The 18,856-nt window shown below is 73.0% G+C and carries 20 protein-coding genes and 1 pseudogene; 14 read left to right on the top strand and 7 right to left on the bottom strand.

All coding sequences use genetic code 11. The annotated features are described in order from the left end of the window. From D1825_RS18560 to D1825_RS06715, 3 genes are all read left to right on the top strand, one after another. Window positions 1-187, top strand: a 187-nt coding sequence (locus tag D1825_RS18560) for a hypothetical protein (RefSeq protein WP_233549676.1), incomplete at its 5' end; no start/stop codon positions are given. Between the two features lie 56 nt (window positions 188-243). Then, entirely contained in the window at window positions 244-972 is a 729-nt protein-coding gene (locus D1825_RS06710) for a glutamine amidotransferase (protein WP_118766669.1), read from the top strand. A gap of 94 nt (window positions 973-1,066) precedes the next feature. Continuing rightward, the gene (locus D1825_RS06715) at window positions 1,067-2,986 is read left to right on the top strand and encodes a carboxypeptidase-like regulatory domain-containing protein (protein ID WP_118766670.1); all 1,920 of its coding nucleotides are present in this window, start codon (window positions 1,067-1,069) and stop codon (window positions 2,984-2,986) included. Here D1825_RS06715 and D1825_RS06720 read toward each other — a convergent pair. Beyond that, window positions 2,958-3,860, bottom strand: coding sequence for a 3-methyladenine DNA glycosylase (locus tag D1825_RS06720; protein WP_118766671.1), 903 nt, complete (start codon window positions 3,858-3,860; stop codon window positions 2,958-2,960). The genes D1825_RS06715 and D1825_RS06720 overlap by 29 nt on opposite strands. Before the next feature lie 66 nt (window positions 3,861-3,926). Here D1825_RS06720 and D1825_RS06725 point away from each other — a divergent pair, with 66 nt between their 5' ends. From D1825_RS06725 to D1825_RS06755, 8 genes and pseudogenes are all read left to right on the top strand, one after another. Further along, on the top strand, window positions 3,927-4,313 hold the full coding sequence (locus tag D1825_RS06725) for a DUF1304 domain-containing protein (RefSeq protein WP_118766672.1): 387 nt from the start codon (window positions 3,927-3,929) through the stop codon (window positions 4,311-4,313). A 68-nt stretch (window positions 4,314-4,381) separates the two neighbouring features. Further along, the gene (locus D1825_RS06730; protein WP_118766673.1) at window positions 4,382-5,209 is read left to right on the top strand and encodes a methyltransferase domain-containing protein; all 828 of its coding nucleotides are present in this window, start codon (window positions 4,382-4,384) and stop codon (window positions 5,207-5,209) included. Window positions 5,210-5,237: 28 nt separating this feature from the next. Then, window positions 5,238-6,023: a fumarylacetoacetate hydrolase family protein gene (locus tag D1825_RS06735; RefSeq protein WP_118766674.1), complete on the top strand. Its 786-nt coding sequence runs from the start codon at window positions 5,238-5,240 to the stop codon at window positions 6,021-6,023. A gap of 187 nt (window positions 6,024-6,210) precedes the next feature. Then, window positions 6,211-7,329: pseudogene (locus D1825_RS18420) on the top strand (cytidylyltransferase domain-containing protein); the annotation flags it as partial. A 117-nt stretch (window positions 7,330-7,446) separates the two neighbouring features. After that, complete coding sequence (locus D1825_RS18425) at window positions 7,447-8,346, top strand: N-acetylneuraminate synthase family protein (protein ID WP_199721523.1); 900 nt, start codon at window positions 7,447-7,449, stop codon at window positions 8,344-8,346. 2 nt (window positions 8,347-8,348) lie between these two features. Next, complete coding sequence (locus D1825_RS06745) at window positions 8,349-9,368, top strand: hypothetical protein (protein WP_118766676.1); 1,020 nt, start codon at window positions 8,349-8,351, stop codon at window positions 9,366-9,368. Between the two features lie 17 nt (window positions 9,369-9,385). Continuing rightward, window positions 9,386-10,888 (top strand): glutamate--tRNA ligase, encoded by a 1,503-nt coding sequence (gene gltX, locus D1825_RS06750; protein ID WP_118766677.1) that lies wholly within the window; start codon window positions 9,386-9,388, stop codon window positions 10,886-10,888. After that, the gene (locus D1825_RS06755; RefSeq protein ID WP_118766678.1) at window positions 10,885-11,661 is read left to right on the top strand and encodes an HAD family hydrolase; all 777 of its coding nucleotides are present in this window, start codon (window positions 10,885-10,887) and stop codon (window positions 11,659-11,661) included. The genes gltX and D1825_RS06755 overlap by 4 nt, the downstream gene beginning before the upstream one ends. Here D1825_RS06755 and D1825_RS06760 read toward each other — a convergent pair. The 5 genes from D1825_RS06760 to D1825_RS06780 all read right to left on the bottom strand — a co-directional run bounded on the left by D1825_RS06760 (window position 11,630) and on the right by D1825_RS06780 (window position 16,159). After that, entirely contained in the window at window positions 11,630-12,367 is a 738-nt protein-coding gene (locus tag D1825_RS06760; RefSeq protein WP_118766679.1) for a class I SAM-dependent methyltransferase, read from the bottom strand. The two genes, D1825_RS06755 and D1825_RS06760, sit on opposite strands and share 32 nt — an antisense overlap. After that, a complete protein-coding gene (gene hisN, locus D1825_RS06765; protein ID WP_118766680.1) occupies window positions 12,364-13,167 on the bottom strand; it encodes a histidinol-phosphatase in 804 nt (267 codons plus the stop codon). Before hisN ends, D1825_RS06760 begins: the two co-directional genes overlap by 4 nt. 64 nt (window positions 13,168-13,231) lie before the next feature. Beyond that, window positions 13,232-14,284 carry a ribosome small subunit-dependent GTPase A gene (rsgA, locus tag D1825_RS06770; protein WP_118766681.1) on the bottom strand — a complete coding sequence of 351 codons (1,053 nt, stop codon included), beginning with the start codon at window positions 14,282-14,284 and terminating at the stop codon, window positions 13,232-13,234. Continuing rightward, window positions 14,284-15,573 (bottom strand): 3-phosphoshikimate 1-carboxyvinyltransferase, encoded by a 1,290-nt coding sequence (aroA, locus tag D1825_RS06775; protein ID WP_118766682.1) that lies wholly within the window; start codon window positions 15,571-15,573, stop codon window positions 14,284-14,286. The genes rsgA and aroA overlap by 1 nt, the downstream gene beginning before the upstream one ends. A 67-nt stretch (window positions 15,574-15,640) precedes the next feature. Continuing rightward, a complete protein-coding gene (locus D1825_RS06780) occupies window positions 15,641-16,159 on the bottom strand; it encodes a DoxX family membrane protein (RefSeq protein ID WP_118766683.1) in 519 nt (172 codons plus the stop codon). Window positions 16,160-16,323: 164 nt separating this feature from the next. Here D1825_RS06780 and D1825_RS06785 point away from each other — a divergent pair, with 164 nt between their 5' ends. After that, window positions 16,324-17,121: a sigma-70 family RNA polymerase sigma factor gene (locus tag D1825_RS06785; protein ID WP_407643308.1), complete on the top strand. Its 798-nt coding sequence runs from the start codon at window positions 16,324-16,326 to the stop codon at window positions 17,119-17,121. Beyond that, the gene (rsrA, locus tag D1825_RS06790) at window positions 17,118-17,429 is read left to right on the top strand and encodes a mycothiol system anti-sigma-R factor (RefSeq protein ID WP_118766685.1); all 312 of its coding nucleotides are present in this window, start codon (window positions 17,118-17,120) and stop codon (window positions 17,427-17,429) included. The genes D1825_RS06785 and rsrA overlap by 4 nt, the downstream gene beginning before the upstream one ends. 88 nt (window positions 17,430-17,517) lie before the next feature. On the opposite strand, the gene D1825_RS18800 is transcribed toward rsrA, so the two are convergent. Then, on the bottom strand, window positions 17,518-17,592 hold the full coding sequence (locus tag D1825_RS18800; RefSeq protein ID WP_118766687.1) for a 50S ribosomal protein bL37: 75 nt from the start codon (window positions 17,590-17,592) through the stop codon (window positions 17,518-17,520). Between the two features lie 139 nt (window positions 17,593-17,731). On the opposite strand from D1825_RS18800, the gene D1825_RS06800 reads away from it, so the two are divergent. Then, window positions 17,732-18,820 carry a type IV pilus twitching motility protein PilT gene (locus tag D1825_RS06800; RefSeq protein ID WP_118766686.1) on the top strand — a complete coding sequence of 363 codons (1,089 nt, stop codon included), beginning with the start codon at window positions 17,732-17,734 and terminating at the stop codon, window positions 18,818-18,820. Window positions 18,821-18,856: the final 36 nt, after the last annotated feature.

Genomic DNA, 18,856 nt, shown 5'->3' on the forward strand with positions numbered 1-18,856 from the left:
CGTCCCCGAAGTCCGACCACCAGCCTGGCTCCGATCCTTGACCCGAGCCGGACCACCGAGCAACGCAACGAACGGCACCGACGACGACGGCGACGACGGGTGGCAGCGGGCAACCGGCTCACCCACCCGCATCCTCGACGCCCTGAGCACCCAGTACCGCGACAGGGTGCCCCCGCTCGCGAGCTGAAGGCGCTGCCTCCCAGTCGACGGGTGACGGACGCCCGGCGTGGCTAGCCTCGGAGGGTGCTGCCGTTCGTCCTGCTGGCGACGCGCGCCGAGGACGTCGCCGCCGATGGCGAGTACGCGGCGATGCTGCGCTACGCCGGCCTGAAGCCATCCGAGCTCGTCCGGGTCAGGCTCGAGGCCGGCCCGATGCCCCCGATCGACCTCGACTCGATCTCCGGCGTCATCGTCGGCGGCAGCCCGTTCGACGCGAGCAGCACCACCAAGTCGGACGTGCAGGTGCGGGTCGAGGCGGAGATGGCCGCACTGCTCGATCGCCTGGTGCCGGCCGACTTCCCTTTCCTCGGCGCCTGCTACGGCGTCGGAACGCTCGGCGTCCACCAGGGCGCGGTCATCGACGGCACGTACGGCGAGCCCATCGGCCCGGTGACGATCACCTTGACCGACGAGGGCCGCGCCGACCCGCTGCTCGCCGGGATGCCAGGTGCGTTCGAGGCTTTCGTCGGGCACAAGGAGGCCTGCAGCGTGCTGCCGCCGAGCGCCACCCTGCTCGCGTCGTCACCGACCTGTCCTGTCGAGATGTTCCGCGTCGGCACCAATCTCTACGCGACGCAGTTCCACCCCGAGCTGGACGTCGAGGGAATCAGCAGCCGCATCCGCGTCTACCGCGACTACGGGTACTACCAGCCGGACGAGGCCGACGACGTCCTTGCGGGGGTCCGCGGTGCCGACGTGCGCCACGGCCACCGTGTGCTCGCCGCGTTCGTCGAGCGGTACGCGCGGGGCTGAAGCGTCACCCGTTCGGTTGCTGCCGCTTCACGGCTGTCTCTGAAAAGGTGCCCGTGGCACGCGATGAGCGCGCGTCGCGAAGCAGGGGACCGTTGTGAAGGCTCGATTCGTCGCCGTCGTGACCGCACTGGCGGCCGCTCTGGGGTTCGCAGGAGCGCCTGCGGCGACCGCGGCCGACACCTACGCCCTCACGGTCACCGTGCTGTCCGGAACGGGCAAGCCGCTCTCGAGCGAGCTGGTCGAGGTCTGGGTCGCGGGCTCGGATCCTTCCGTCGACGCCAACTCCGACGGCATCCCGGACGCACGCGTCGCCGTGGGGAACACCTCGTCCGAGGGTGGGATCCAGTTCCGGGCCATTGCCGAGGGTGACTTCACGGTGCGGGTCACGAGCCCGTACGACTGGAACGCGACCTACGACGCTCCCGTGACCATCGCCGGAGGGCCGGTCTCGATCTCAGTCATCGACCAGCACGTCGCGACGGTCTCCGGCACCGTGCGAGACGCGGTGACGGGCAAGGGCGTGCCATGGGCCGAGGTGTCCGGCTACAGCACAGGCTCGAACTCGTACCTCGATGCGCGGGCGGACGCCAAGGGCGCGTTCACCGCCCTCGTGCGTACCGCGACCTACTCGGTCCAGGCGGTCGCAGACGACTACCGCACGGACAACCTCCGGACGACGATCACCGTGCACGACGGTGCCGACCTCGCCGGTGCGGACCTTCGCATCTACTCGACGTCGTGGGTGGGCGGTCGGGTGACGTTGGGTGGCAAGGGCCTCGACTCCCTCGTCTGGTTCGGTGACGTCCCTTCGCACTCGTCGCCGACCGGCGTCTTTCACGAGCAGGTCGAGCCTGGCGTGAGCGTGTCGCCCTGGGTCGAGAGCGGGTCCTCGAACTTCCGGACCTACTTGGGCAACACGGTGCGCAAGCCGGACGCGAAGAAGGTGTCCGTGAGCCTCGGGCGCTCTGTGACGAACGCCGACATCGCACTGGTTCGCACCGCGACCGTGACGGGGACGGTGGTCAACCGGAACGGGAAGCCCGCGAAGCGAGCGACGGTGGAGGCGCAGAGTGTCGGCCGGGCAGGTTCTGCCAAGGCCACCACCGACTCGAAGGGTCGGTACACGCTGCGTGGCCTGCCTTCGGGCAAGGTCACCATCAGCGTGTGGGGTGGCACGAGGGCCGTGCCGGCCCACGGAGTCACGACACTGACGGCCCAGCAGGGCCACAAGGTCGCGGCGTCGAGGCTGACGTTGTCTCGTGACGCGATCGCCTATGGCCGGATCAAGACCACCGGCTCGCGCGTCTCGAAGCAGGACGTGACGGTGACGACGTCGAAGGGCGTCTGGCTCGGCACGTTCCGGCCGGACGCCGAAGGCTGGGTCGGCGTCGCCGGCCTCTCGGCCGGCACCTACTACGTCCACGTCGACGGGTCGAACCTCCGCAAGAAGGTCGTCGTCAAGGCGCACACGGTCGTCGACTTCGGTGTGATCTCGCGCGGGAAGCAGGTCACGGTCAAGGGCGTCGTCCGGACTGCCAACGGGCAGCCGGCTGTCGGCGCCCGCATCGCCGTGGTCGACAGCCATGGCACGACCTACGGCGTGGTTCGCACGAACGCGAAGGGCGCCTACTCGCTCACGGGCGCGGTGTCGGGCAGGTACACGGTCACCGCGAAGCCCAAGTCCGGCACCGATGCCTGGACCAGCGCCTCCGTCACGGTCACCAAGGGAAGGGCGCTCACCCAGAGTCTGCGGTTCGGCAAGGGCGCCACCGTGACGGGTGTCGTGCTCAACTCGAAGGGCAAGCCGGCGATCGGCGTCCGCGTGGAGACCCTCGACGGCCGGAGCGCGAAGACCAACGCGTCGGGCGTGTACGCGATCACCGGTGCGCGCGCGGGGCGGACGGAGATCCGCGTGTCCGACCCGTCGTACGTGGGCGGCTATCGCGACGCGTACACGACGGCCACGGCCAAGGCCGGCAGGACGGTCAGGGCGAAGACGGTGTCAGTCCGCTGACGTCGCACGCGGCGACGAGCCGCGCGCGCAACGCGTTCGACCGTTCCGCGTAGCTGCGCTGGCGCGCGACGTACTCGGCCTTGCCCTCGGGTGTCTCGATCGCGACGGGCGTCAGGCCGTACGACGAGAAGTCGTAGGGCGAGGCGGCCATGTCGGTGTACCGGATCTCGCGCGCGAGGTCGAAGCAGTCGAGCAGCAGGTCGCCCGGCACCAGCGGGCCGAGCTTGGTGGCCCACTTGTACACGTCCATCGCGGCGTGCAGGCAGCCGGGCTGCTCCATCGCGACCTGGTTGGCGCGGGTCGGCTCGAGCGTGTTGCGCGAGGTCGCGTCCGGGGTGAAGAACCGGAACGCGTCGAAGTGGGTGCAACGGATGCGGTGCGACTCGACGACCGCGTCGGTGCCGGCGCTGCCCAGGCGCAGCGGCAGGGGGTGGCGGTGCTCGTCGTCGGCCTCGCGGTAGACCATCGCCCACTCGTGCAGGCCGAAGCAGCCGGTGAACGCCGGGCGGGCGGCCGTCGCGCCCAGCAGCCCGACGAGGAAGCGCGCCGACTCACCGCGCTCAGCGAGGAACGCGTCGAGGTCGAGGGTCACGGCGCCCTCGTCGTCGGTCGAGTACCAGCGCGTCGCGCCGAGCGGCGACGGTCCGTCGGGGCCTGCCTCGAGGACGACACCCGCACCCGGGTGCCACACGCGCAGGGCGGCGGGCTTGGTCGGGTAGTACTCGAAGAGGAAGTCCTCGACCGCGTGCTTCTCGCCGCGCGACCGGCGCGCACGATGCGCGGCGGTCAGCGCGTCGGCTCGCGCGGCGTGCTCGTCGGCCGCCGCGGCCCACGACGGGGCCGGCAGCCGCGTCGGGGAGGCGGTGATCGTCACGAGTCCAGGGTAGGTGCGCTCGTCCCGGTGCTTGTGACGGGACCACGCCCTCGACAGACTGCGAGCATGCTCACGCTCGCCCTGGTCTTCGCCACCCTCGCCGCGCTGCTCCATGTCATGTTCTTCGTCATGGAGTCGGTCCTGTTCACGCGGCCGGCGGTGCACGGGCGGTTCGGGACGAAGGCGGCCGACGTCCCGGCGGCCAAGCCCTGGGCGTTCAACCAGGGCTTCTACAACCTGTTCCTCGCGGTCGGCACGCTCGTCGGCGTCGTCCTGGCCACGGGCGACGACCCCACGGCGGGCCTCGCGCTGATCCTGTTCGGGTGTGGCTCGATGGTCGCCGCGGCGCTCGTGCTGGTGATCCCGCAGCCGCAGATGGCCCGTGCTGCCGCGATCCAAGGAGTCCTGCCCGCGCTCGCGGTGGTCTTCGCCATCGTGGAGCTGCTCGACTGATCTCGCATGGCGGACGAATGCGTCCCGGGCCTTGAACCGGGACCCCTCCGACGGCCTACAGTTCCGTGGTGAGCACCGACGCAGCCCCCGCCCCGCAGGACGTCTACACCCACGGGCACCACGAGTCGGTCCTCCGGTCGCACCGCTGGCGCACGGCCGAGAACTCGGCCGCCTACCTGCTGCCGCAGCTGAGCCCCGGCCAGAGCCTGCTCGACGTGGGCTGCGGCCCCGGCACCGTGACCATCGACCTCGCGCAGCGGCTCGCACCCGGCGAGGTCGTGGGCGTCGACACCTCGTCGGCCGTCATCGAGATCGCCCGCGCGGCGGGCAAGGACGCCCAGGCCAACGTCACCTTCGACGTCGCCGACGCCTACCGGCTGCCGTTCGCCGCCGACTCCTTCGACGTCGTGCACGCCCACCAGGTGCTGCAGCACCTCACCGACCCGGTCGCCGCCCTGCGCGAGATGCGTCGGGTGACCAAGCCCGGCGGCATCGTCGCGGTCCGCGACGCCGACTACTCGGGCATGACGTGGTTCCCGCGCTCGGACGGCCTCGACGAGTGGCTCGCGCTCTACCACGAGGTCACGCAGGCCAACGGGGCGGAGGCCGACGCCGGCCGCCGCCTGCTGTCCTGGGTCCGGGAGGCAGGGTTCGACCCCGCCGGCATCGCGCCCAGCGCGGGCACGTGGTGCTACGCGACGCCCGAGGACCGCGAGTGGTGGGCCGGGCTGTGGGCCGACCGGTCGGTCGCGTCGAACTTCGCCGCGCAGGCCATCGAGCACGGCCTGGCCGACGAGGTGGGCCTCGAGCTGCTCGCCGACGCCTGGCGCGAGTGGGGCCAGCAGCCCGACGGCTGGTTCACGGTGCTGCACGGCGAGGTCCTCGCCCGCGCCTGACGCCCCGCCGCCCCAGTAGGCTGCTGCGGTGCGTATCGCGAGATTCACCACCGGCAACGACCCCCGCTACGCGGTCGTCGACGGCGAGCCCGGGCACGAGGAGCTCGTCGTCGTGACGGGCGACCCGCTGTACATGCCCGTGCAGCCCACGGGGGAGCGGATCCGGCTCGACCAGGACGACGTGCGGCTGCTCGCGCCGGTCATCCCACGCTCGAAGGTCATCGGCGTCGGCCGCAACTACGCCGACCACGCCGCCGAGCTGGGCAACGAGCTGCCGCCCGCGCCGCTCCTCTTCCTCAAGCCCAACACGTCGATCATCGGCCCCGACGATCCCATCGTCCTGCCGTACTGGACCGAGCACGTCGATCACGAGGCCGAGCTGGCCGTCGTCATCGGCAAGGTCACCAAGGACGTCCCGATCGAGCGCGCGCTCGACCACGTCTTCGGCTACACGGTCGCCAACGACGTCACCGCGCGCGACATCCAGCGCAGCGACGACCAGTGGACCCGCGCCAAGGGGTTCGACGGCTCGTGCCCCGTCGGCCCGTGGATCGTGCCCGGCCTGGACGTCTCCGACCTCGCGGTCCTCGCGCGCGTCAACGGTGAGACCCGGCAGGACGGCCGCACGTCGCAGCTCGTCTTCGACGTGGCCTACCTCGTCTCCTACATCTCCGAGGTCTTCACGCTCCTGCCGGGCGACGTCATCCTGACCGGCACGCCCGCCGGTGTGGGCCCGATCGTGGACCGGGACATCGTGGAGTGCGAGGTCGAGGAGATCGGCGTGCTGCGCAATCCGGTGCTCCGCCGCGCCTGACCCGAGCGCACCGCTGCCGCGGAAAGGCGAGCGTGCTCCGTAATCCGGTGCTCCGCCGCGCCTGACCCGAGGCTGACCACGCGCTCGGGCGCGTCGTTCAGCCACCGTTCATCCGCCGTACCGAGCGTTCGTCCGCGCGGCGTTCGGGCGTCGACCGCGGGTCATCGCCCGTCGTTACGTTCGCGGCATGTCAGGAACCAGCCGGAGTGACGAGCAGTCGCCCGCGGCCCCCGGTGTGCTCGTGGTCATCCCCGCGCGGGGTGGCTCGCAGGGTGTGCCGCTCAAGAACCTCGCGGCCGTCGGCGGCGAGTCCCTCGTCGGCCGCGCCGTCGGCTCCGCGCTCGCGGCGCCCGGCGTCACCCGCGTCGTGGTCTCCACCGACCACGCGGGCATCGCCGACGAGGCCCGCCGCCACGGCGCGGACGTCGTCGAGCGTCCCGCGGAGCTGTCGGGCTCGACGGCCTCGTCGGAGTCCGCCGTGCTGCACGCGCTGGATGCGCTGTCCGACGAGTTCGCGGTCACCGTCCTGCTGCAGTGCACCTCCCCGTTCGTCGACCCGGCGGACCTGGGCGCCTCGGTCGCCCGGGTGCTGGCCGACGAGGCCGACGTGGTCATCGCCGTCGCCCCCACCCACGACTTCCAGTGGGTGCTCACCGACGGCGCGGTGACCCCCGTCGGGCACACGCTCGACCACCGCCCGCGCCGCCAGGACCGCGCGCCGCACTTCCGCGAGACCGGCGCCTTCTACACGATGCGCACCGCGGGCCTGCGCGAGGCCGGCACCCGGTTCTTCGGCCGGGTCGCGCTGCAGGCGGTCGACGAGCGCACCGCGATGGAGATCGACGAGCCGGCCGACCTCGAGCGCGCGCGGGCGCTCGCCGGGCCTGTGAACGAGGAGCTCGACGTCGACGCCCTGGTCACCGACTTCGACGGCGTGCACACCGACGACCACGCCTACGTGGACGGCGCGGGCGTCGAGTCCGTGCGCGTGCATCGTGGCGACGGCATGGGCGTGGACCTGCTGCGCCGCGCCGAGGTGCCGCTCCTCATCCTGTCGACTGAGCGCAACCCCGTGGTCCGCGCCCGCGCCGACAAGCTCGGCGTCGACGTGCTGCACGGCATCGCCGACAAGGCGTCCGCCCTCGACGAGTGGATCGCCGTCAACCGCCTGGATCCCGAGCGCGTCGCGTACGTCGGCAACGACGTGAACGACCTGGGTGCCATGTCTCGCGTCGGGTGGCCCGTGGCCGTCGCCGACGCCCACCCCCGTGTCCGTGCCGCCGCCCGCCTGGTCCTCGACCGGCGCGGCGGGGACGGCGCTGTCCGCGAGGTCTGCGACCGCATCGTCGCAGCCCGCACCCCCACAAAAACGACCCGTCGCGACCGCCCGGCCGTGACGACGACCCCTGGAGGGATCACCCGCATGACCGCCACCGACGCCCGTACCGAGATCACGCCCGTCAGCATCGGCCAGCACCTGGTCGGCGACGGCCAGCCCGTGTACGTGATCGGCGAGATCGGCCTGAACCACAACGGCGACGTGGACATCGCGCGCCGCCTCATCGACGTGGCCGCTGACGCGGGCGCGCAGGCCGTCAAGTTCCAGAAGCGCACGCCGGAGATCAGCACGCCGGTCGACATGCGCGACAAGCTCCGTCAGACGCCCTGGGGCGAGATGACGTACCTCGACTACCGCTACCGCGTCGAGTTCGACCGCGAGCAGTACCAGAAGGTCGCCCAGCACGCCGCCGAGCGCGGGCTGCAGTGGTTCGCCTCCCCGTGGGACGTGCCCTCGGTGGAGTTCCTCGAGGACCTCGACGTCCCGACGCACAAGGTCGCCTCGGCGTCGCTGACCGACACCGAGCTGCTCGGCGAGCTGGCCCGCACGGGCAAGCCGATCATCCTGTCGACCGGCATGTCGACGCTCGAGCAGATCGACGCCGCGGTGGACATCCTGGGCACGGATAACCTGGTCATCCTGCACGCGACGTCGACCTACCCCCTTCCGCCGGAGGAGGCCAACCTGCGCACCATCGACACCCTGCGCGAGCGCTACGGCGTCCCGGTCGGCTACTCGGGCCACGAGCGCGGCCTGCAGATCTCGCTCGCCGCGGTCGCGCTGGGCGCCGTCGCCGTCGAGCGGCACATCACGCTGGACCGCACGATGTGGGGCTCGGACCAGGCGTCCTCGCTGGAGCCGGCCGGCCTCGAGCACCTCGTGCGCGACATCCGCATCCTGCAGGAGGCGCTGGGCGACGGGGTCAAGCGGGTCATGCCGGGCGAGCTCGCCCCCATGTCGCGCCTGCGCCGCGTGGGCGCCTGACCATGGGCACCGCGTCCGTCGCCGTCGTCGAGTCGCCCCTGCAGCTGCTGGGTGCGCTCGAGGCGCACGCCGCCGGCCTGGCCGGGGCGCGCACCGAGATCCGGGTGCGCTCCGGCGTGCCCGCGCTCGACGCCGCCGCACGGACGCTCGACGCCGCGGGGCTGCCCGAGGGCGTCGTCCTGCACCTGGGGGCCACGGCCGACGACGCGTCGTCGGCCCCCCGGGGTGCCTGGCTCGTCGGCGACGCGTTCTCCGGGCAGTGGCAGGCCGCCTTCGTGCGGCGCACCCCCCGCGGACGCGTCGTGCTGCTCGACGACGGTCTTGCGACCGTCACGCTGGCTCGCGCGCTCGTGGCGGGTGCCCCCGCCGTGCGCGCGAGCCGGCGCTCGGGCGGCGTCGTCGGCGCTGCCCGCAACGCGCTCGGCACCCTGGTGACGCGCAAGCTGCGCAAGCTCGCGCAGCAGGGGCGGGTCACGATGTTCACGGCGATGCCGCTGGACGTCCCGCTCATGACCCACCTGCACGGGATCGGCGTCGAGGTCGTCACCCACCGGTTCGAGTGGCTCGCCACGCAGCAGCCGCCGGTCGCCCCGGCCGAGCCGGTCGTCGTCGTCGGCTCGGGCCTGGTGTCCGACGGCTGGGTCAAGGCCGAGCCGTACGTGCGGTGGATCGCGAGCCTCGCCGAGTTCGGCCCCGTCGCCTACCTGCCGCACCGTCGCAGCGACCCCGCGGTCGTCGCGCAGCTGGCCGCGCTGCCCGGCGTGCGGGTCGACGAGGCCGGCCTGCCGGTCGAGATGCGCCTGCGCGGCCTGCGCGCCCCGCAGCGGGTCGTCTGCCTGCCGTCGACCGCGTACGTGCTGCTCGACGCGCTGCACTCGTCGACCGGCGTGCGCGTGCAGGCGCGGCCGGTGCCCGACGACTGGTGGACCGGCAAAGCCGCCCCGGACGTGCGCGAGCACCTGTCCAGCGTGCTCGCGCTGCGCCCCGCGAACCGGCTCAACCGGGAACGCGCGGTGTCCTGAGCGCCTACCCTTGACCGGTGACCACCACCCCCTCGTCGTCCGTCCGTGTGCGCTTCTGCCCGTCCCCGACGGGCCTGCCGCACGTCGGGATGATCCGCACCGCGCTGTTCAACTGGGCCTACGCCCGGCACACCGGCGGCACGTTCGTCTTCCGCATCGAGGACACCGACGCCGCGCGTGACTCCGAGGAGAGCTACACCCAGCTCCTGGACGCGCTGCGCTGGCTCGGGCTCGACTGGGACGAGGGCGTCGAGGTCGGCGGCCCGCACGAGCCCTACCGGCAGTCGCAGCGCTACGACCTGTACACCGACGTCGTCCGCCGCCTCGTCGAGGCAGGCCACGTCTACGAGTCGTACTCCACGCCCGACGAGATCGAGGCGCGCCACCGCGCCGCGGGCCGCGACCCGAAGCTCGGCTACGACGGCTTCGACCGCAGCCTGACCGACGAGCAGAAGCTCGCGTTCCGCGAGGAGGGCCGCGAGCCCGTCCTGCGCGTCCGGATGCCCGACGAGGACGTCACGTTCACCGACCTCGTGCGCGGCGACGTGACCTTCAAGGCCGGCTCGGTGCCGGACTTCGTCATCGTCCGCGGCAACGGCCACCCCCTGTACACGCTGGTCAACCCGGTCGACGACGCCCTCATGGGGATCACGCACGTGCTGCGCGGCGAGGACCTGCTGTCCTCGACGCCCCGCCAGGTGGTGCTCTACCGCGCGCTGCTCGACGTCGGCGTCGCGAGCGTCATGCCGCAGTTCGGCCACCTGCCCTACGTCATGGGCGACGGCAACAAGAAGCTGTCCAAGCGTGACCCCGAGTCGAACCTGTTCCTGCACCGCGAGCGCGGGTTCATCCCCGAGGGCCTGCTCAACTACCTGTCGCTGCTGGGCTGGGGCTTGTCCGCGGACCGCGACGTGTTCACGCCCGACGAGCTCGTCGCGGCGTTCGACGTCGCGGACGTCAACCCGAACCCGGCGCGCTTCGACCTGAAGAAGGCCGAGGCGATCAACGGTCAGCACGTGCGCCTGCTCGCGCCGGAGGACTTCCGCGACCGCCTGGTCCCGTACCTGCACGCCGCGGGCCTCGTGCCCGCCGACTCGTTCGCTGACCTGTCCGCGACGCAGCAGGACCTGCTCACCGCGTCCGCGCCGCTCGTGCAGGAGCGCATGACGCTGCTGGGCGAGGTCGTGGGGATGCTCGGCTTCCTGTTCACGGCCGACGACGAGCTGACGGTGGCCGACGACGCGCGCGCCGCGCTGCGCGACGAGTCGGCCGCGGTGCTCGACGCCGCCGCCGCGGTGCTCGCCGACCTGCCGGAGTTCACCACGGCCGCGACGCAGGAGGCGCTGCAGGCGGCGCTGGTCGACGAGGGCGGCCTGGCGATCAAGCCGCGCTTCGCCTACACGCCGCTGCGCGTGGCGGTCACGGGCCGCCGCGTCTCGCCGCCGCTGTTCGAGTCGATGGAGCTGCTGGGCCGCGAGGCCACGCTCGCCCGCATCGCCGCGCTGCGTGCCACCCTGTGAGCGCGCTCGCGCTCGACCTGGACGGCGTCCTGTTCGACATCGACGACACGCTCGTCGCGACCCGGGAGGCCTTCGGGCACGCCTGGTCTGTGACCGCGCGCCGCTACCTGCCGGACCTGCCGCCCGAGCGCGACGCCGAGCTCGTCACGATGTGGCGCGAGGACGTCAACGGGCACTACGCCGCCTACACGCGCGGCGAGGTCGGCTACGTCGAGCAGCGGCTCGCGCGCGCCAACGAGGTGCACGCGGCGTTCGGCGGCCCCGTCATCGAGCCCGAGGACTTCGACGCGTGGGACGCGGTGTTCGACGGCGGCTTCCGGGCCGCCTGGGTGGCGCACGACGACGCGTCGGGCGTGGTCGACGTCCTGCTCGCCGCCGGGCTCGCCGTCGGCGCGCTGTCCAACGCGTCGATGGCCTACCAGACCGACAAGCTCGAGCGCGCGGACCTGCTGGCCCGGGTGCCGATGCTCGTCGGCGTCGACACGCTCGGCTTCGGCAAGCCCGACCCGCGCGTGTTCGTCGAGGCGTGCCGGCTGCTCGGCACCGACCCCGCGCGCACCGCCTACGTCGGCGACGAGCTCGACGTCGACGCGGTCGCGGCCCGTGCCGCGGGGCTCGTCGGCATCTGGATCGACCGCCCGGGCGGCCGCCGGCACGCGATCAGCGACGCCGAGATCGCGGCCGCGGACGTCACGACGATCGCCTCGCTCGACGAGCTGCCGGGCGTGCTCGGGCTCGAGGTCAGCGCCGGGAAGCCCGCCACGCGCGCGTGACGTGCGGCAGGTCCACGACGTCCTGACCCGCGAGGGTGGGGTGCGTGGCCACCAGCGCGTCGACCTCCGCGAGCCGTGCCTCGCGCTCGTCGGGCGTCATGGTGAGCAGGAACGAGCGACTCGCGGCCAGCGCGCGCAGGTTCGCGGGGCGGAACCGCTGCGTCCAGCGGAACTCGCCGGCCTCGACCGCCTCGAGCCGTGGACCGAACGCGGGCTGCACGTAGTGCGTCGGCATCGGGTCCCCGCGGTGCAGGATCTCGCCGAACGCCGCGACCCACGGCTCGGTCTCGTCGCGCACGTTCCACAGCACGGTCAGCCGCCCGCCGGGCCGCAGCACGCGCGCGATCTCGGCCGACGCGGTCGCGGGGTCGAACCAGTGCCAGGCCTGCGCCACGGTCACGGCGTCGACCGACTCGTCGGGCAGGCCCGTGGCGTCGGCCGTCCCGGGCAGGGCTCGGACGTGGGGCAGAAGGCGCGTGAGCTCGGCGCGCATCGCAGCCGACGGCTCGACCGCGACCACGTCCAACCCACTCCCCACCAGCGACGCGGTGAGCTTGCCCGTCCCCGCCGCGAGGTCCAGCACGTCGCGGGCGCCGGGCGGGATCGCCCAGTCGACCGCGGCGTCCGGGTAGTCGGGCCGGCTCGCGGCGTAGTCGGCCGCGCCGTGCTCGAACGACCCGGCGCGCTCGCCGTGCGAGGCCGTCACAGCGCCGGCAGCGGGTCCAGGTGCGCGAGCGCCTCGTCGTGCAGGAGGCCGTTGCTCACCAGTGCGGAGCCGCCGAGCGGGCCGGGCACGCCGCGGATCGAGGTGAACCGGCCTCCCGCCTCGGTGACGATCGGCACGAGCGCGGCCATGTCGTGCAGCTCGAGCTCGGGCTCGGCGGACAGGTCCACCGCGCCCTCGGCCACCAGCACGTGCGACCAGAAGTCGCCGTACGCGCGCGTGCGCCACACGGACCGGGTCAGGTCGAGGAAGCGGTCGAGCGTGCCGTGCTGCTCCCACCCGGACAGGCTCGAGTAGGACAGCGACGCGTCGGCGAGCCGGTCGACGGCCGAGACCCGCAGGCGCGACGCCGCCGCGAGGGACTTGCCGGTCCAGGCGCCGGCTCCCTGCGCGGCCCACCAGCGCCGGCCGAGCGCGGGGGCGCTGACCAGCCCGACGACGACCTCGTCGCCCTCCATGAGCGCGATGAGCGTGGCCCAGACGGGCACGCCGCGGACGAAGTTCTTGGTCCCGTCGATCGGGTCGACCACCCAACGCCGTGGCCCGTGGCCGGTGTCGGCACCCTCCTCGCCGTGGACCGCGTCGCGGGGGCGGGCGCGGGACAGCTGGCCGCGGACCAGCTCCTCGGCGGCCCTGTCGGCGTCGGAGACGGGCGTCAGGTCCGGCTTGGTCTCGACGCGCAGGTCCAGCGCCTTGAAGCGGGACATGGTCAGGCCGTCCACCTGGTCGGCCATCACGTGCGCGAGGCGCAGGTCGTCGTCGTACCCGGGGCGCAGGCTCATGGCGCACACGCTAGTGGTCGGGCCCGTCCCGATCCGGGAGGGCCCACGTCTTGGTGCTGGTCGACTACCGGTCGACGTCGCCCAGGCGGCTGGCGAGCAGGCGGCGGAACGACTCGAGCCGCGCGCCGCGGGCGGCGCTGGTCTCCTCGTCGGGCGCGCCCGCGACCCACTCGTCGAGCAGGCAGTCGGGCGCGTCGTCGGCGTGCGTGCAGCCGCGCGGGCACTCCTGCGCGACCGCGGCCAGGTCGGCGAACGCGCCGAGCAGGTGCTGCGGGTCGACGTGGGCGAGGCCGAAGCTGCGCACGCCCGGGGTGTCGATGACCCACGTGGGCTCGTCGGTGCTGGGCACGCGCAGGGCCACGGCCGAGGTCGAGGTGTGCCGGCCGCGGCCCGTGACGTCGTTGACGATGCCCGTGGCGCGCAGCGCGTCCGGCACGAGCGCGTTGACGAGCGTCGACTTGCCGACGCCCGAATGCCCGACGAGCACGGACATCCGCCCGTCGAGCGCGGCACGCAGGTCGTCCAGGCCGTGGATGACGCGCTCGTCGCGCGCGCCCGACGTCTGGGTCACGACGACCTTCACGCCGATGGGGGAGTACATCGCGACGAGCTCGGCGGGGTCGGCCAGGTCGGACTTGGTCAGCGCGAGGAGCACGTCCATGCGCGCGTCGTAGGCCGCAGCGACGCAGCGGTCGATCATGCGCGTGCGCGGCTCGGGGTCGGCCAGGGCGGTGACGATGACGAGCTGGTCGGCGTTCGCGACGATGATCCGCTCGACCGGATCGGTGTCGTCGGCCGTGCGGCGCAGGACCGTGCGACGCTCGGTGATCCGCACGATGCGGGCCAGCGTGCCCTCCTCGCCCGACGAGTCGCCGACGAGGTCCACGCGGTCGCCCGGGACGACGCGGTTGCGGCCCAGCTCGCGGGCCTTCATGGCCACGGTGCGGTGCTCGTCCGGCCCGCCGGCGTCGACCAGGACGGTGTACCGGCCCCGGTCCACGCCCGTGACCAGCGCGGACACCGCGTCGGCGTGCTCGGGGCGCTGCTTGGTGCGCGGCCGGGAACCCTTGGTCGGGCGGACCCGGACGTCGCGCTCGTCGTACCGGCGCTGAGCCATCAGCTGCCCAGCATCGCGGTCCAGAGGCCGACGAAGTCGGGGATCGTCTTGGCGGTCGTCGCGACGTCCTCGACCTCGAGGCCGGGCACCCGCAGGCCGATGAGCGCACCGGCGGTGGCCATCCGGTGGTCCGCGTACGTGCGCCACGCGCCGCCGGTCAGCGGGCGCGGGGTGATGACCAGGCCGTCGGAGGTCTGCTCCGCCTGCCCGCCCAGCCGCGTGATCTCGGCGGCGAGCGCGGCGAGGCGGTCGGTCTCGTGGCCGCGCAGGTGCGCGACGCCGCGCAGCCGGGTGGGGGAGTCGGCGAGCACCGCGAGCGCGGCGAGCGTCGGGGCGATCTCGCCCGCCGCGTGCAGGTCGAGGTCGACGCCGTGGATCGCGCCCGTGCCGGTGACCGAGAGCACGTCGCCGTCGAGCGAGGTCCGCGCGCCCATGCGCTCGAGGAAACCGGGCAGCAGGCCGCCGGGCTGCGTCGTCTGCGCGGGCCAGCCGGGCACGGACACGGTGCCGCCGGTGACCATCGCCGCGCACAGGAAGGGCGCCGCGTTCGACAGGTCGGGCTCGACGCGCACGTCGCGGCCCGCGATGCGGCCGGGGGCGACCTCCCAGATCGCGGGGCGCGAGTCGTCGACCTGCACGCCCGCGGCGCGCAGCACGGCCACGGTCATCTCGATGTGCGGCAGGCTCGGCAGCGTCGGCCCGGTGTGGCGCACGACGAGCCCGCGCTCGAACCGTGCGGCCGCGAGCAGCAGGCCGGAGACGAACTGGCTGGACGCCGACGCGTCGATGTCCACCTGCCCGCCGCGGACGAAGCCGCGACCGTGCACCGTGAACGGCAGCCGACCGGTCTCGCCCTCCTCGTCGACCCGCACGCCGAGCGCCTGCAGCGCGCGGATCACGGGCCCCATCGGACGCGCGAGCGCCTCGACGTCGCCCGTGAAGTGCACGGGCCCGTCGGCGAGCGCGGCGACCGCGGGCAGGAAGCGCATGACCGTGCCGGCCAGGCCGCAGTCGATCGTCACGGAGCCACGGAGGCCGCGCTGCGCCCCCGGCTCGACGCGCCAGTCGGTGCCGCGGTCCACGGTGACGCCCAGCGTCTCGAGCGCCGAGGCCATGAGGTGGGTGTCGCGCGACGCGAGCACGCTGCGCAGCAGGCTCGGGGAGTCGGCGAGCGCGGCGAGCACCAGGTAGCGGTTGCTCAGCGACTTCGAGCCGGGCACGGCCACGACGGCGTCCAGCGGCCCGGTCGCGAGAGGGGCCGGCCAGAGGGGAGCGGTCGCGGTCGTCATGCGGCTCAGGCTAGTCGCCGGGCCGGACGGACCCGGGCCGCGCTCGCGGAACGGACGCGCTTCTCCGTCAGTCGTCCGACGTCGGCTTGTGGTGCTCCCACGCGTTCTGCGCGCGCCACGAGACGCCGGGCCGGGCCTCCCACGCGTCCTGCACGCGACGCGTGACGCCGGGACGCCCCTCGAGGTCGATGCCGGCCAGGATCGCGCCGCCCGTGAACGCCAGCGCTCGCACGAGGCGCTCGCGCCGCGCCTTCTTGAGCGTGGGGTCGCGGTCCGCATCCTTGTCGGGCAGGTTCACCACGATCAGCGGGGCCGTCAGGACGGCGAGCGCGAGCGCGGCCGTGCGCGGTGCGCGCCCGACGGCCAGCAGCGCGCCGGCGCCCGCGAGCGCCACGCCGTGCGCCTGGACGGCGGTCGTGAGCTGGCGGTCGCTCAGGTCCGGCACGTCGAGCGAGAAGCGCTTCTCGAGCAGCTTCAGCGCGCCGCGGGCGTCGGCGGCATGGGCGGCCGGGTGGCGGACCACGTCGAGACCCTCGGTGATGAACCAGGTCGCGAACAGCGGGCGGGCGATGCGGCGCAGCAGCACAGTCACTCCTCGTCGTCGGCCCTCGTCGGGCGACGTGACACGGGTCCGCGGGTGTCGGCGGCCCTCCACGGCCACGCTAGTGCGCCGGGGCTGCGCCCGCGACGGGTAGGCGGGCCAGCGGGCGCCCAGGGAATGCGGGCGGCGGCGAGGGGGTTGTGCCGCGTATGCCCTGTGCCGCTCCGACACGTCCCTCGACGCGATCCGTCGACCGACTGCCGACCCAGTACAACCCTGCCGATCTGACGGTGGCCGACCTGACCCCCTGGCAGTCACCCCCGACGCCGCGCGGTGACACCCAGCTTTCCGGCATAGGCTCATGGGCAATGAGCGAGGACATCGACGGGGACACGAACCGGGCTCCAGAGTCCGAGGGTGACGCGGCCCGCAACGCACGATTCGAGGCCGAGGCGCTGGTCTACCTGGACCAGCTGTACGGCGCTGCCCTGCGCATGACGCGCAACCCGGCTGATGCCGAGGACCTGGTGCAGGAGACGTTCGCCAAGGCGTTCGCCGCGTTCCACCAGTACCGCCCGGGTACCAACCTCAAGGCGTGGCTGTACCGCATCCTCACCAACACCTACATCAACTCCTACCGCAAGAAGCAGCGCGAGCCGCAGCAGTCGCACGCGGAGGAGATCGAGGACTGGCAGCTGGCTCGGGCGGAGTCGCACACCTCGTCGGGCCTGCGCTCGGCCGAGGCCGAGGCGCTCGACCACCTGCCGGACTCCGACGTCAAGGACGCGCTGCAGCGCATCCCCGAGGAGTTCCGCATCGCGGTCTACCTCGCCGACGTCGAGGGGTTCGCGTACAAGGAGATCGCCGAGATCATGGGCACCCCCATCGGCACCGTGATGTCGCGGTTGCACCGGGGGCGCGGGCAGCTGCGGGAGATGCTGGCGGACTACGCGCGAGGACGCGGTCTGGTCGCGGCGGCCCCGGCCGGCACGGAGGGTGAACGATGAACGAGTGGAACGAACCCGGGGCGAGCGCCGCTCCGGTCGCGCAGGACTGCGGCTGCGACGAGGCGGTCAGCGAGCTCTGGGCCTACCTGGACTCGGAGCTCGAGGGCCCGGAGGCCGAGCGCGTCAAGCAGCACCTCGAGGGGTGCGTCGGCTGCCTCGACGAGCACGACGTCGAGCTCGTCGTGAAGAAGCTCGTGCGGCGCTGCTACTCCCAGGACGAGTCCGCGCCCGACGAGCTGCGCGCCAAGATCCGCGCGCACATCGTGACGCTGCAGGTCCGCACGACGATCGTCGAGCGCTCCAGCTGAGCCGACCTCAGCACTGGTACGACGAAGGCCCCGGCGCTACTGCGCTCGGGGCCTTCACCAGTTCGCGGACCGGCCGCGTTCCAACGCCTCAGGCGTTGGGACGCTTGCCGTGGTTCGCGGCGCTCCCTGCACGGGAGCGGCGCTTGCGACCACGCTTGCTCATGGGATCTCCTCTGGGTTGTGCACAACGCCGGATGCACGGCGTGCACGACGACCCTGCATCCTCCCACAGACCTGTCCGCAGACGGGAATCGGGTCTGCGCGCGCTCAAGTCGAGGCGCCCGTGGGCCGATGCAACGAACGTGAGCCAGCCGACACAGTCCGTGATCCCGTTCCTGCACGCCCTCGCGAGCACGGGCGGCTCCGACCTGCACTGCAAGGTGGGCTCCTCGCCCCGCGTGCGGGTCGACGGCCGGCTGCGCAAGCTCCAGGTGCCCGAGCTCAAGCCGGCGGACACCGAGCGCATGCTCGAGGAGGTCCTGCCCGACGACCTCGTCGCCGAGTTCCGCCAGACGCACGAGGCCGACTTCGCGTACTCGCTGCCCGGCGTGGGCCGGTTCCGCGTCAACGCGTACCAGGCGCGCGGCACCTACGGCCTGGTCTTCCGCCGCGTCGCGGTCGGCGCGCAGTCGCTCGGCGACCTGCACGTGCCCGAGGTCGTCGGCGAGCTCGCGCTCGAGCCCCGCGGCCTCGTGCTGGTCACGGGCCCGACCGGTTCCGGCAAGACGACGACGCTCGCGTCGATGGTCGACCTCATCAACACGTACCGCGAGGTCAACATCGTCACGATCGAGGACCCGATCGAGATCCTGCACCAGGACAAGAAGGCGATCGTCTCCCAGCGTGAGATCCGCCAGGACACGGCCGACTTCACGGCCGCACTGCGCGCTGCGATGCGCCAGGACCCCGACGTGATCCTCGTCGGCGAGATGCGTGACATCGAGACCGTCCGCGCGGCGCTGTCCGCCGCCGAGACCGGTCACCTCGTGCTCTCGACGCTGCACACGATCGACGCACCCGAGACGATCAACCGCATCGTCGACTTCTTCCCGCTGCACGAGCAGAAGCAGGTGCGCGTGGCCCTCGCGCAGGCGCTGCGCGGCATCGTGTCCCAGCGCCTCGTGCGCCGCGCGGACGGCAACGGACGCCGCCCGGCCATCGAGGTCATGGTGAACACCGGCCGCACCGCCGAGGCGATCCTCGACCCGTCCGAGGCGCCGCCGCTGATCGACCTCATCCGCGAGGGCGACTACTACAAGATGCAGACGTTCGACCAGCACCTGTTCCAGATGGTGCGCGACGACATCATCACGCAGGAGGAGGCGGTCTCCGCCTCGTCGAACCCGCACGACCTCATGGTCGAGCTCCGCCAGGCGGGCCTCGTCTCCTAACCAGACCCCTCCACCGAACGGCGCGCGGCCCCCGGC

It is taken from the genome of Cellulomonas rhizosphaerae (assembly GCF_003470205.1).
GTDB lineage: Bacteria > Actinomycetota > Actinomycetes > Actinomycetales > Cellulomonadaceae > Cellulomonas > Cellulomonas rhizosphaerae.

Excerpts from the sequence above, each read along its gene's own strand:
- D1825_RS06725 (WP_118766672.1), top strand. The coding sequence starts at position 3,927 with ATGCTCACGCTCGCCCTGGTCTTCGCCACCCTCGCCGCGCTGCTCCAT.
- D1825_RS18425 (WP_199721523.1), top strand. The coding sequence starts at position 7,447 with ATGACCGCCACCGACGCCCGTACCGAGATCACGCCCGTCAGCATCGGC.
- D1825_RS06745 (WP_118766676.1), top strand. The coding sequence starts at position 8,349 with ATGGGCACCGCGTCCGTCGCCGTCGTCGAGTCGCCCCTGCAGCTGCTG.
- hisN (WP_118766680.1), bottom strand. The coding sequence starts at position 13,167 with ATGAGCCTGCGCCCCGGGTACGACGACGACCTGCGCCTCGCGCACGTG.
- rsgA (WP_118766681.1), bottom strand. The coding sequence starts at position 14,284 with ATGGCTCAGCGCCGGTACGACGAGCGCGACGTCCGGGTCCGCCCGACC.
- aroA (WP_118766682.1), bottom strand. The coding sequence starts at position 15,573 with ATGACGACCGCGACCGCTCCCCTCTGGCCGGCCCCTCTCGCGACCGGG.
- D1825_RS06785 (WP_407643308.1), top strand. The coding sequence starts at position 16,324 with ATGCCCTGTGCCGCTCCGACACGTCCCTCGACGCGATCCGTCGACCGA.
- rsrA (WP_118766685.1), top strand. The coding sequence starts at position 17,118 with ATGAACGAGTGGAACGAACCCGGGGCGAGCGCCGCTCCGGTCGCGCAG.